At 41.8% G+C, this 13393-nt stretch carries 9 protein-coding genes; 6 read left to right on the top strand and 3 right to left on the bottom strand.

Annotated elements, in window-relative coordinates; all coding sequences use genetic code 11:
* Positions 1-41: 41 nt before the first annotated feature.
* Positions 42-491: an SsrA-binding protein gene (smpB, locus tag QZ738_RS09690; RefSeq protein WP_293786975.1), complete on the bottom strand. Its 450-nt coding sequence runs from the start codon at positions 489-491 to the stop codon at positions 42-44.
* Positions 492-1179: 688 nt separating this feature from the next.
* Between smpB and QZ738_RS09685 the strand changes: the two genes are divergently transcribed.
* Entirely contained in the window at positions 1180-1659 is a 480-nt protein-coding gene (locus QZ738_RS09685) for a redoxin domain-containing protein (RefSeq protein WP_293786973.1), read from the top strand.
* A gap of 60 nt (positions 1660-1719) precedes the next feature.
* On the opposite strand, the gene QZ738_RS09680 is transcribed toward QZ738_RS09685, so the two are convergent.
* Positions 1720-3585, bottom strand: coding sequence for an Nramp family divalent metal transporter (locus QZ738_RS09680; protein WP_293786971.1), 1866 nt, complete (start codon positions 3583-3585; stop codon positions 1720-1722).
* On the bottom strand, positions 3572-4234 hold the full coding sequence (locus QZ738_RS09675) for a metal-dependent transcriptional regulator (RefSeq protein ID WP_293786969.1): 663 nt from the start codon (positions 4232-4234) through the stop codon (positions 3572-3574). The genes QZ738_RS09680 and QZ738_RS09675 overlap by 14 nt, the downstream gene beginning before the upstream one ends.
* A gap of 125 nt (positions 4235-4359) precedes the next feature.
* Between QZ738_RS09675 and QZ738_RS09670 the strand changes: the two genes are divergently transcribed.
* From QZ738_RS09670 to QZ738_RS09650, 5 genes are all read left to right on the top strand, one after another.
* Positions 4360-4830 (top strand): Lrp/AsnC family transcriptional regulator, encoded by a 471-nt coding sequence (locus QZ738_RS09670; protein WP_293786967.1) that lies wholly within the window; start codon positions 4360-4362, stop codon positions 4828-4830.
* 1259 nt (positions 4831-6089) lie between these two features.
* Complete coding sequence (locus QZ738_RS09665) at positions 6090-6695, top strand: TetR/AcrR family transcriptional regulator (protein ID WP_293786965.1); 606 nt, start codon at positions 6090-6092, stop codon at positions 6693-6695.
* 72 nt (positions 6696-6767) lie between these two features.
* Complete coding sequence (locus QZ738_RS09660; protein ID WP_293786963.1) at positions 6768-7970, top strand: efflux RND transporter periplasmic adaptor subunit; 1203 nt, start codon at positions 6768-6770, stop codon at positions 7968-7970.
* Positions 7971-7994: 24 nt separating this feature from the next.
* On the top strand, positions 7995-11189 hold the full coding sequence (locus QZ738_RS09655; protein ID WP_293786961.1) for an efflux RND transporter permease subunit: 3195 nt from the start codon (positions 7995-7997) through the stop codon (positions 11187-11189).
* A complete protein-coding gene (locus QZ738_RS09650) occupies positions 11176-12582 on the top strand; it encodes a TolC family protein (RefSeq protein ID WP_293786959.1) in 1407 nt (468 codons plus the stop codon). The genes QZ738_RS09655 and QZ738_RS09650 overlap by 14 nt, the downstream gene beginning before the upstream one ends.
* Positions 12583-13393 lie beyond the last annotated feature (811 nt).

Genomic DNA, 13393 nt, shown 5'->3' with positions numbered 1-13393 from the left:
GATTTAGACTAAGGACTCAAGACTTCAGACTGAAGACTAACCTATCTTTTCATCGCTCTATCCAGTTCCCGCTTATTATCCCTTTCCTTAATGCTATCGCGTTTGTCGAATTCTTTTTTACCTTGTGCCAGGGCAATTTCCATTTTGGCAAAACCCCTTTCGTTGATAAAAATGCGTAAAGGAACAATGGTGTAGCCTTTTTCTTCGCCTTTAAGCGTTAATTTTCTGATTTCTTTCTTTTGAAGAAGTAAAGCACGGTCGCGTTTAATATCGTGGTGATAAAAAGAACTATGGCTATATTCAGAAATATGCAGGTTGCGAACATAGAGATTACCCCCAATAAACATGCAAAATGCATCAGTCATGTTGGCTTTACCTTGTCTTATTGCTTTTATTTCTGTTCCTAAAAGGGCGATCCCGGCTACGTATTTATCTAAAAGATTATAATCAAAATATGCTCTTTTATTCTTGATGTTAATGTCGTTTTTCAAAATTTTAATAAGTGTATTATGGTAATGTATACAACGGTATGTAAAACAAAATGTTTGGATTACAAATGCGTTCCGTTATGCTGAACCTGTTCCAGTATCTTCTATAAAGATCCCTAAAACAATTTGATAGTCTACCGATCATGAAAGGTCATATATGCAAGTTGAGGTCCACAGCTTGCAAATATCTTAAAAATTGGTGTGATAATTTAGTATTAATTCAATTGTATAGATAAAGAAGTCAAGTTTTTTGGAGAGAGCGGGTATTTAAACTTGACTTCTTTGATATTTGGAAATTATCGATATTTTCCTTTCGCAGTCTTGGTCCAGCTTGCTCTGAAACAAAAGTAAAACGACTTTGGTTGCGGCCATCAATCGGTTTATTTAACATTGGCTGTAGCAAAGGAACAGGCCTTTCATCAGCACATAATACCCTTGTTTATTAAACCCGACAGGAGCGAACACGCAGTGCGACGGAGTAAAGCGTATGGCGGGGCAGCAGCACCGATGAAAAACTAACGTTCATTTTCTAATGATGATGCTTATATAAAAGAGAAGTCAAGTTTCATCAAAACCTGCACATTTAAATCTGACTTTTCACTGAAAAAATATTCATCCGTTTGTAAAAGCTAAGGGATATATTGTTATGTTCGTATTTATTGGTTTAAGTTTGGCGTTTAAATCTCCGAAAATGAAATTCAGGAACTTACTTTTGATCATATTTTTAGCCGTAACTTTCCAGGCAGAAGCACAGCAACCTACTTTATTACCGCAATTTACCTTTTATAAACTGGATGGTAAAGCCTTTTCAAACAGCGATATTAAGCAAGGAAAAAAAAATTTATTTATATTGTTTGATTGTACCTGTGAGCACTGTCAGCGGGAAAGCAAAAACCTGAATGCCAATTACGCCAGGTTTAAAGATGTGAATATTTATATGATCACCATGGATGAGGCTTTTATCATTCCGCAGTTTTTTAATTCGTATGCCAAAGGTTTAGATGCAAAACCTAATGTGTTGGTATTACAGGATAAAAAACGATTATTTATTCCTACATTTTTACCGAAACAATACCCTGCAATGTATTTGTACTCTCCAGCCGGGAAGTTGTTAATGTACCAATCTGGCGATGGAGGTATCAAAAAAATGTTGACGGTGGTGGGTAAATAATCGATTAAACACAGATAAACACAATCGTGTCTGGGCTCAATAAAACTTAACGCTCAACATTTACCTGATAATCAATACGGGAATACTTACCTTGTGCCTGACAGAATCTACCGTGGTGCCAAAAATAAGGTCTTTTAAACCTTTATGTCCGTGTGCGCCCATCACCAAAAGTTCCATTTCGTTGCGGTTACTGATTTCGGCTATGGCCTTACCTGTGCTTCCAAAACCGATAAACGGTGTCGCTTCGTATCCCAGGTCTTCCAGATTAGCTCTGTACCGCTCCAGGTTGGCTGCGTCGCTTTGCGTTTCATGGTCCATCACTTCCTTACCCAGATAGCGGGCAGCAGCCGTTTCTACAATATGAATGAGGTAATAGTGCGCATCTTTGCCACCTTGAATTAAGGCATGCCGGATGGTATTTCTATCATTTTTAGAGAAATCTACCGCAATTCCAATTTTTGTATAGGTGATCTTATCAATTCTGCCAATATCCAACGCATCTCCATGAGGTACAATTTGTCTGGATGCATTTTTTTTCTGTTCCAGTAGGGGGTGGAAGAAAACATAGAGCAGAAGTAACACAATAAGGATTAAAGCAGGTATAACAATGGCATAAATCCACCAGTTATTGGCTTCTTTTGCCCAGCCACTTATTTCCTCTATAACCAGTTTTACATTCAGCGCGATGATCACAACGGCACTTGCCCAGGCTAATACCTTTACCCATGTTTTAATGGCGAAATCTTTCATCAGTTTTTTATCTGACGTAAAATGGATTAAGGGGATGATCGCGAAACCCAGCTGCAAACTTAACACCACCTGGCTTAATACCAATAAACCTCCAAGGGCATCGTCGCCATAGTGCAAAATGGTAAAAAAAGCAGGGATGATGGCCAATAAACGCGTAATCAGTCTTCGTAACCATGGCTGGATCCGTAAATTGATGTGCCCTTCCATAATAATCTGTCCGGCTAAAGTTCCGGTAACGGTTGAGCTTTGCCCGGCAGCAATCAGTGCGATGGCAAATAGGGTGGGGGCCACATTGCCAAAAATATTGGAAAGTAATTTATGTGCATCCTGAATTTCTGCCACCTCATGTAAGCCATTTTTATAAAAAGCTGCGGCAGCCAGAATTAATATGGCTGCGTTAACAAAAAAAGCCAGGTTTAACGCAATGGTGGTATCAATGAGGTTAAATTTTAAGGCTTCTTTAATTCCTTTATTGCTCCGCTCAATTTTCCTGGTTTGTACCAGAGAGGAGTGGAGGTAAAGGTTATGTGGCATTACCGTTGCACCAATAATCCCGATGGCAATATAAAGCGCGTCTCCATTGAGTATAGAGGGCTCGAAACCTTTGGCTACTTCTTTAAGTGAGGGCTCTACAATAAACATCTCCACCAGAAAGGAAATGCCAACAATAAAAACCATCGAAACGATAAATCCTTCCATGGCCCTCATGCCTTTGTTAAGTAAAAAAAGCAATAAAATGGTATCGAAAATGGTAATGGTAATGCCCCAGATGAGGGGTAAGCCAAAAAGTAACTGTAAACCAATGGCCATCCCGATAATTTCGGCAAGATCGCAGGCGATAATTGCGGTTTGTGCCAAGGCAAATAATGGAATATTGGCCCAGCGGGGATAAGCTTGTTTAGAGGCCTGTGCCAAATCCAATCCCCTCACGATGCCTAAGCGGGCGCTTAGCGATTGTAAAAGCAAAGCGATAAGGTTAGACATCAGTAAAACCCAGATCAATTGATAGCCAAATTTACTGCCACCTGCCAAATCTGTTGCCCAGTTGCCCGGATCCATGTAGCCTACACTGATTAAATAAGCCGGACCAATAAAGGCCAGAATTCTGCGCCAGCCTTTTCTTTTATCGGTATTTACGCTTTGATGTACTTCACTTAACGATTCAGTTTTTGCCATTACTGCTGATTAAAATATGTTTTGCTACTTCTCTGCTAATATTAACTTGTTTATCGGACAGCCGGATCTCAACCGAACCGTCGAAATCGGTAACATCACTAACCTCGATTTGTTTGCCCAGGGTAAGGCCTAATTTTTCTAAATGTTTTAGAAAAGGAGAACTGTGCTGACTTACGCCCGTAATGGTGCCAGAATCGCCTACTTTTAATTCGATGAGTTTGATAAACTGAGTTTTGGCAAATCTTCTTTCTTTATCGGGGATGGGATCGCCATGAGGGTCTGCTTTCGGAAAACCTAAAAACTCGTCTAACCTTTCAATCAGCTCAATTGATTTGATGTGTTCCAGCTCTTCGGCTACATCATGCACCTCGTCCCACTTAAAGTTTAATTTATCTACTAAAAAAACTTCCCATAATCTATGTTTACGTACAATGTCAATCGCCGTGTTTTTTCCAGTTTCAGTTAAAGTAACCCCTTGGTATTTAACATAATCAATCAACCCCTTTTCCGCCAGTTTTTTGATCATATCCGTAACCGATGCGGGTTTGGTTTGCATCTGCTCCGCAATGGCATTGGTTTGAACATTTACGGTTTTCTCTGCCAGATGATAGATAGTCTTCAGATAATTCTCTTCGGTATGACTTTGCATTTATATTTGCCTAATTTTATTTTTAGGTAAATCTAAAAATTATTTGTTAAAATATTTATGATAAATCGTGTTAAAATTTAGAATTTAATTTGGTTATTTGTATTCTCAAATACCTTTAACACCATATGGCATCTGAATTAGATAAAATTGACTTTAAAATTTTAAAAATTCTTCAGGAGAATGGAAGAATTACCAATTTGCTTTTATCACAGGAAATTGGTTTATCGCCTGCACCAACTTTAGAGCGTGTACGCAAGCTCGAAATGGCAGGATATATTAAAAGTTATCATGCGTTGGTAGATGAAGAAAAACTTGGATTGGGTATTAAGACATTTATTCAGATTCAACTCGATTTTCATAAAAACAATACCATCCAGATCTTTTTAGACGAAGTAAATCAGATCAAAGAAATTACAGAATGCCATCACGTTACCGGTCAGGCTGATTTTTTGTTAAAGGTTTATGTGAAAGATATTAAGGCTTACGAACGTTTAATTATGGATAAAATCAGTAAAATTTCTGTCGTGAAAACCTTCCAAACGATGATGATCATGTCTACTACTAAAAAGGAACCTATAGTTCCATTAGAATATTAGACTTTTCGGTTCGTCGAACTGAACTTCCGCCCGGCCGGTCGGGCTGGTGTTTCATTGGCTTTGTGTTTAAAATTTTACCAGCTTCTTTTCGCCATATAAGGAATATGAGTGCATTTAAGGCATTGCGCTTATATGTAACTTACATGTCTTGTATGGATCAGTTTTTCAGGACTAGCGCCAAGGCTATCTGATGGCGATCATTTTCTCAGGCCATCACCCTGAACTTCCGCCCGGCCGGTCAGATGGGTGTTTCAGGGTCTTTGTGGTTAAAGTTTTTACAGCTTCTTTTTAACATATAAGGAATATAAGTGCATTTAAGGCATCGCGCTTGTATGTAACTTACATGTCTTATATGGTTCAGTTTTTTAGGACTATCGCCAAGGCTATCGGATGGAGATCATTTTCTCAGGCCATCATCCTGAACTTCCGCCCGGCCGGTCGAACTGGTGTTTCATTGGCTTAGTGTTTAAAATTTTACCAGCTTCTTTTTAACATATAAGGAATATGAGTGCATTTAAGGCATCGCGCTTATATGTAACTTATATGTCTTATATGGTTCAGTTTTTTAGGACTATCGCGAAGGCTATCGGATGGCGATCATTTTCTTAGGCCATCACCCTGAACTTCCGCCCGGGCCGGTTGTACTGGTATTTCAAGTTCTTTGTGGTTAAGGTTTTTACTAGCTTCTTTTGCCATATAAGGAATGTAAGGGCATTTAAGGCATTGCGCTTATATGTAACTTATATGTCTTATATGGTTCGGGCTTTCGCAGATTTCTATCTCTTTGTATCCTGGTAGTTAATCTCTTGTCTGCAGCGTCTCTGGTTTTTCCCTAAAATTTGTTGAACATTCCAGATTAAAATATTCATTCATTGGTTTTGGAGCGCAATTGCAGTGCTTATCGGTTTCATGGTTCCCGCTTTCCTTCCTGCCCCGATGAAGAATCGTGGTCATCCATCCAATCGGGGCTAGACACAACGATTTTTGCTATTATCTTCATGCTCTTTAACTATCTGCACTGCCAAAAAGGCTGCTGCAATTGTTTTTGAAATCAAAAAATGTCAGCATTGTCAGTTATAAAAGTGTTGTTCTCTCAACTCTTTCAAAAGATTGACGTTATTAAAAAAGGTTGTTTTAAGTACAGATGGAGCACTTTTTGTTTCCCAAAATTCTATATGACAATTGCATGATTGTGAATTCTGGAATTGGTTCTACATTTGCTTAACGGTGTTAGATTATTTACACCTAATATTCCAGTCATGGGAAGTAAAGAAAGAATTCTACGTTTAAAAGATGAAACCAGAACAAAAATTCTGGATGCTGCCCTGAACATTGTTCAAACAGAGGGCTGGCAGGCATTAAGTATGCGTAAAATTGCCGACCAGATCGAATATACGGCGCCGATTATTTACGAATATTTTCCAAATAAGGAAGGCATCTTACTGGAACTAACCAGACGGGGTTATTTAATATTGGCTAAAGATATCCGCGAAGCCCGTGACAAACATGAATCTCCCGAGGATAAAATGGAAGCCATGTGGATTGCCTACTGGAACTTCGCTTTTGCCCACAAAGAATTTTATCAGTTGATGTATGGGGTAGACATGGTTTGCTGCAATGTTAAAAGTTCAATGCCCGAAGCCGAAACGGTAGGCGGTATGCTGGCCGATGTGATCGAATCTTTATTCGAGAAAAAGCCGGTGTCCGAAGATGATATCTGTATGAAGTATTATACGTATTGGTCCATTATCCATGGTTTAATTTCCATTAACCTGGTTCGTCCTTATGGCAGAACAACTGATGAACTAAACCATCAAATTTTAAAAGATGCCATCAAAGGCATTACACTATCTATTAACAGTTAGCATTTTTTTTAAACAGTTACTTAACACTGTTAAATTATTTATACACTATAATTCCAATTAAATTTAATCCATATGAAATCTCTACATCGCTTGTATCCCTCACTTAACACTGTTAAACAGTTTAGTAGTGTTAATTCACTGTTAACAGTTTCACTACTCTCTATAATTTTAGTCAGTTGTAAATCTGCTCCAGATCAATCAGCAGCTGCACCACCGCCGCCAGCTTTGCCGGTAACTGCCATTAACGCCAGCACAGAAACCACCTATATCGAGTATCCGGCCTCTATCCAGGGCGCAGTTGATATCGATGTACGTCCGCAGGTAAGTGGTTATTTACAAAGTGTGCTGGTGAACGAAGGTGCTTATGTTACCGCCGGACAAACCTTATTTAAAATTAACGAAAACCCTTATCGCGAGGCACTAAACAATGCTAAAGCCAGTTTACATGCAGCAGAAGCAGCGATTTTAAATGCACAACTGGAAGTGGATAAGTTAACTCCGCTGGTTCAGAATAAAGTAGTTTCTGATATTCAGTTAAAGAGTGCTAAAACTGCTTATAAAATTGCGCAGGCCAATGCCGAACAAGCTAAGGCCAATGTTGCAGCAGCACAAATTAATTTAGGTTATACCAATGTTAAAGCTACGGTAAGCGGTTACATCGGTCGTATTCCGAAGAAACAGGGAAGTTTGGTTTCGCCGACAGATCAGATGGCTTTAACTCAATTATCTGATATCCACGAAGTGCATGTGTACTTCTCTCTGGCTGAAAACGACTTCAACAATTTTAATGCAAACTACGCGGGTAAAACACCTGCCGACCGCATTAAACATCTACCTGCGGTTGAACTTTTATTGTCTGATAATTCCACATACCCGATTAAAGGCAAGATTGATATGATCGACGGGCAGTTTGATAAAAACACGGGTGCCATTACACTTAGAGCCAGCTTCCCTAATGCCAGCGGAACACTTCGCTCCGGTAATACGGGCAAGATCCGTTTAGGCCTGCAACATGACGATGCCATTCTTGTACCGCAGTCATCAACCGTAGAAATGCAGGATAAAGTATTTGTATTTACGGTTGGCGATAGCAGTAAAGTGAAAAAACAAGCCATTACCATAGTAGGTAAAGCCGGCGAAAATTACCTGGTGAAAGACGGGGTAAAAGTTGGCGACCAGATTGTGTTAAGTGGTGTGGATAAATTGCAGGAGGGCATGGTGATCCAGCCTCAAAAAGCAGCCGATAAAGTAGCGGTGGCACAAACAAAGAAATAATAAAAAATTAAAGTTAAAGCAATCATGTTTCAGAAATTTATAGACAGGCCGGTACTTTCGACCGTTATTTCCATCTTATTGGTGATCGTTGGTATACTGGGCCTTACAAAGTTGCCTCTGGAGCGCTTTCCAAATATCGCCCCTCCGTCGGTATTGGTAACCGCAGTTTACCCCGGGGCTAATGCCGAAACCATTTTACGTTCGGTAACACCATCACTGGAGGAAGCCATTAACGGTGTGGAGAACATGACTTACATGACCTCCAGTGCCAGTAACGATGGTACTTTGGCCATTACCGTTTATTTTCAGCAGGGTACCAACCCCGATCAGGCGGCGGTTAACGTGCAAAACCGGGTGTCGCAGGCCACCAGTCAGTTACCTGCAGAGGTGGTACAATATGGTATCACCACGACCAAGCAGCAAAACAGTTTTATTGGGGCCATCGGGGTATACTCGGAGGATCCCAAAAAATACGATGCCGTTTTTGTGAATAACTATGCGCAGATCAATATCATTCCCGAATTGAAACGGATCCCGGGTGTGGGCTCGGCCAGTGTATTTGGTGGGATTAAAGATTATTCAATGCGGATCTGGTTAAACCCAAGTCAGCTGGCTACCTACAAAATTACGCCAAATGAAGTAATCGCGGCCATTCAAGATAAAAACCTGGAAGCCGCACCGGGTAGGTTTGGAGAGCGAAGTAACGAAGCCTTTGAATATATTGTTAAATATAAAGGTAAACTCACCAAACCAGAGGAATATCAGAACATCGCGATCCGCTCTAATTCTGACGGTTCTATCTTACGTTTAAAAGATGTGGCCCGTGTAGAACTGGGTGCTTACAGTTATGGCAGTGTTAACCGTTTAAACGGGCACGATGGAATCACCATTGGGGTAATCCAGTTATCAGGCTCTAATGCCAACGAAATTCAGATTGCCATTGATAAATTATTGGCGAAACTTTCAAAAGATTTCCCGGCAGGTATTAAATACAACCAGTTTTACCGCACCAAAACCGATCTTGATGAATCTATCAACCAGGTGGAGCATACTTTGATCGAAGCCTTTTTACTGGTATTCATCGTGGTATTTATCTTCCTTCAGGATTTCAGGTCAACCTTAATCCCGGCTATAGCCGTTCCGGTGGCCATTATCGGTACCTTCTTTTTCATGCAGCTGTTCGGCTTCTCCATTAACCTGTTAACACTTTTTGCACTGGTACTGGCCATTGGTATTGTGGTGGATGATGCGATTGTGGTGGTTGAAGCGGTGCATGCCAAAATGGAAGAAAACCCTTCGCTTAGCCCTAAAGCAGCCACAACTGAGGCGATGAACGAAATTACCGGAGCTATCATATCCATTACGCTCGTAATGGCGGCCGTATTTTTACCTGTAGGTTTCATGACCGGCTCAACCGGGATATTTTACAAACAGTTTGCCTTAACCATGGCCATTGCCATCATTATTTCGGCGGTTAACGCATTAACGCTGAGTCCGGCGCTGGCGGCCCTGTTTTTAAAAAACAAACATGCCGAAGGCGATCATCAAGCGCCTAAAAAAGGTTTTGTAGAAAAGTTTTATGCCGGTTTTAACGGTGGTTTCAATTACATGACCAACCGGTATGTTGGTGGCTTAAAAGTGCTGATCCGTCATAAATGGCTGAGCATGGCTGGTTTGGCTTTAGTGGTACTGATTACCATTTTTCTTGTTGGCAGAACCAAAACTGGTTTTATCCCGACAGAAGATCAGGGTTTTGTGGCCATTGCGGTTGCCAGTCCGTCGGGAACATCACTGGCCAATACCAATAAAATATTAAAACAGGCTGAAGCAGAGTTGAGGGCCATGCCATCGGCCAGATTTGTGATGTCGCTGGCCGGATATAACTTTTTAACTGCGTCCAACAGTCCTTCGGCTGGTCAGATTTTCTTATTGTTAAAACCGAACGAAGAAAGGGGCGACGTAAAAAATATCGACGAGATCCAGAATATCGTAAGGGCTAAAATGGCGGCTATCTCTGCCGGTACCTTTTTCGTGTTCAGTTTTCCGACAGTACCGGGCTTTAGTAACGTAGAGGCCATGAACGTGATGTTACAGGATAAAACCAATGGCAGGCTGGATAAATTTAGCGGTGTAGCCAACAACTTCATTGCGAAGTTAATGGCGAAACCGGCTATCGCTTACGCTTTTACTTCTTATAAAGCCGATTATCCGCAATTGCAGCTGGACGTGAACGACGAAAAGGCCGATCAGCTGGGTGTAAGCAAAAAAGATATCTTACAAACCATGCAGACTTATTTCGGTACAGCGCAGGCATCTGATTTTAACCGCTTTGGTAAATACTACCGGGTGGTGGTGCAGGCAGATGTTGCTGACAGAACTGATCCGGCCAGTATCGATCGTGTATTTGTGAAAAACAAAAACGGCGAAAGTGTGCCGATCAGTACCCTGGTAAAATTAACCCGTGTATATGGATCAGAAACGGCTTCGCGTTATAACCTGTTTAACTCGATCGAGGTAAATGCCATTCCGAAACCTGGTTTCAGTTCTGGTGATGCCATTAAAGCGATTGAAGAAACCGCCAGAGAACAGCTGCCAACCGGTTATGCCTACGAATTTTCGGGACAAACCCGTGAAGAGATTTCTTCAGGCGGACAATCGACCGTGATCTTCCTGCTTTGTTTAGTGTTTGTGTACTTCTTATTATCTGCACAGTACGAAAGTTACATATTGCCATTGGCGGTAATTCTTTCCATCCCTACAGGTGTATTCGGTGTGTTTGTGGTATTGGGTTTAACCGGTATCGAAAACAATATTTATGTACAGGTAGCGCTGATTATGCTCATCGGTTTGCTGGCTAAAAACGCCATCCTGATTGTGGAGTTTGCCGTACAGCGACGAAAGGCCGGATTGAGTTTGGTTGATGCCGCTATTGAAGCATCGAGGTTGAGGATCAGGCCAATTATCATGACCTCGCTTGCCTTTGTTTTCGGTTTATTCCCGATGAGTATTGCTACCGGTCCATCGGCACAGGGTAACCACTCCATCAGTATCGGAGCCGCAGGGGGGATGGTATCGGGTGTAATTTTAGGTTTGTTTATCATCCCGGTACTTTTTGTCATCTTCCAGGCTTTACAGGAAAAACTATCAAAAAAATCATCAAATGAGGTGGTTCGTCACCATGAAACACCTATAAATCATACAGTTTATGAAACGGTTTAATATCATCACCATTTTGCTCCTGGCTTTAATCTGGAGCGGATGTTCGGTTTCAAAAGACACAGCGCTACCCAATATCGCGCCGGGATCATTCAGAAACGGCTCATCAACAGAGGCTTCGGGCATTGGTACCTTGCCTTTGAAAAGTTTTATCAGCGACCTCACCGTTCAGAATTTAATTGATACGGCTTTGGTTAAAAATTACGATATGCAGATCGCACTGAAAAATATCGACGCGGCCGAAGTATTGTTTAAACAATCGAAACTGGGTTATTTACCCGAACTGAAACTGCAGGTATCGGCAAATTCGAGCCGCCCCAGCGATAACAGTTTAAACGGATTAAGCCTGAACCAGTTTACCGGTTCTACACACATTGAAGATTACAATGCAAACCTCGGTGTAGTTTGGGAGGCCGATATCTGGGGCAAAATCCGGAATCAAAAAGCTGGCGCTTTAGCCAGTTTTTTGCAAACCGAAGAAGCCCGTAAAGCAGTCCAAACACGTCTGGTAGCCAATGTAGCCCAGGGTTATTACAACCTGTTGATGCTGGATGCGCAACTGGAAATCGCCAAAAAGAACTTAAAACTGAACGATAGTACGCTCAGGATTATCAACTTACAGTTTGATGCCGGTCAGGTTACCTCATTGGCCATACAACAGGCGCAGGCGCAACAGCTGGTTGCTGCGCAGTTGGTTCCACGTTTGGAGCAAAATGTAACCCTGCAGGAGAATGCTTTAAGTATCCTGATCGGTACCTTGCCTAAAGCGATTAACCGCCAGAGCCGTTTAGATCAGATGAATATTCCGCAGGAATTAAATGCGGGTTTCCCCTCGGCCATGTTAAGCCGCCGGCCTGATATTAAAAGTGCCGAACTGGCCTTAACCATTGCCAATGCCAGGGTAGGCGTAGCGAAAGCGAGTTTGTATCCCTCGCTGGTAATTACGGCGAGCGGTGGCATCAACTCCTTTAAAGCCAGCAACTGGTTTAATGTACCGGCATCTTTATTCGGATTGGTTGGCGCGGGCATTACCCAACCTATTTTTCAGCGCGGACAGTTAAAAAGCAATTTAGAACTGGCCAAAATTGATCGGGAGAAAACAGTGATTCAGTTCCGCCAGTCGGTACTAAATGCCGTTGGAGAAGTATCTGACGAGTTAACGAAAGTAGAGAAGTTAAAAGCACAATACAGCATCGCTGAAAAACGGACACAAACGTTGCAGCAGGCCTCGCGTAATGCCAATCTGTTGTTTAAAAGCGGTATGGCCAACTACCTGGAGGTGATTACCGCGCAAGGCAATTTATTGCAGAGCGAACTGGAGTTAACCACCATTAAAACCGAGCAGTTAAATGCGGTGGTAGGTTTGTACCGCTCGTTAGGGGGAGGCTGGAATTAATTGAAATATCTAAACCTATAAGGTCTTTAAAACCTTATAGGTTTGTGTATAAATTTAGGCACTAAGGACGCGATGTTCTTGGTGCTTTTTTGTGTAATGCTGTTGTCATAGCACCAATTCCGTCATTGCGAGGAGGGACGACGAAGCAATCTCATTTACAAGGTTTTTATTACAAGGTATGAAGTTCATTTGATCGTCATTCCCGCGCAGGCGGGAACCTTAATGCGTTCGCTATTCTTTGGCCTTCGCTCGGGCTTGCCTCGGCTCACCGCCGCCGAGGGGCTCTTTCTTTTCTCTTGATAGAAAAGAAACAAAAGATCAAGGCTAGCATCCTTCCTTGTAAAAACCTACGGAAATCTTATTTGCGGCAGCATCGAGGCTCTTACCCTGGCTTTGTTCCACCGCTCCCGCTTTGATCCTGCCTTGGGCTGTGGAGTAACGAGGGGGTAGTGCAAAGATTTCCGTGCTTTTTCCGGCGGAAATCTGCGAGGCCGGGCAGCAGGGTGCAGATAGCATGATGGCTGGTGATAGTTTTTAATGGTCGATGTACCATCAATAAATCCGTCATTGCGAGGAGGAACGACAGCTTGCCCCGACAGTTCGGGGAAGCAATCTTACTACTATGGGTTATCGGAGATTTGTACTTTAGGCATGCTTTTATTATCTTTTATTCCATGCTGTCATCCTGAGGGATAATTTATTTTATAAAAATCAATATAAATGACGTAACTAATTACTTATGCCATACAGCCCAGTCTTGCCTCGGCTTACCGCCGCCGAATGGCTCTTACTTTTTGGCATCAAAAAGTAA

The sequence above is a fragment of the uncultured Pedobacter sp. genome (genome assembly GCF_913776295.1).
GTDB lineage: Bacteria > Bacteroidota > Bacteroidia > Sphingobacteriales > Sphingobacteriaceae > Pedobacter.
The sequence above is the reverse complement of the archived record's forward strand: the minus strand, read 5'-3'. Positions and strand labels throughout refer to the sequence as shown.

What these genes read in the sequence shown, in the direction of transcription:
- QZ738_RS09685 (WP_293786973.1), top strand. Translation starts at nt 1,180, where the DNA reads ATGAAATTCAGGAACTTACTTTTGATCATATTTTTAGCCGTAACTTTC.
- QZ738_RS09680 (WP_293786971.1), bottom strand. Translation starts at nt 3,585, where the DNA reads ATGGCAAAAACTGAATCGTTAAGTGAAGTACATCAAAGCGTAAATACC.
- QZ738_RS09675 (WP_293786969.1), bottom strand. Translation starts at nt 4,234, where the DNA reads ATGCAAAGTCATACCGAAGAGAATTATCTGAAGACTATCTATCATCTG.
- QZ738_RS09670 (WP_293786967.1), top strand. Translation starts at nt 4,360, where the DNA reads ATGGCATCTGAATTAGATAAAATTGACTTTAAAATTTTAAAAATTCTT.
- QZ738_RS09665 (WP_293786965.1), top strand. Translation starts at nt 6,090, where the DNA reads ATGGGAAGTAAAGAAAGAATTCTACGTTTAAAAGATGAAACCAGAACA.
- QZ738_RS09660 (WP_293786963.1), top strand. Translation starts at nt 6,768, where the DNA reads ATGAAATCTCTACATCGCTTGTATCCCTCACTTAACACTGTTAAACAG.
- QZ738_RS09655 (WP_293786961.1), top strand. Translation starts at nt 7,995, where the DNA reads ATGTTTCAGAAATTTATAGACAGGCCGGTACTTTCGACCGTTATTTCC.
- QZ738_RS09650 (WP_293786959.1), top strand. Translation starts at nt 11,176, where the DNA reads ATGAAACGGTTTAATATCATCACCATTTTGCTCCTGGCTTTAATCTGG.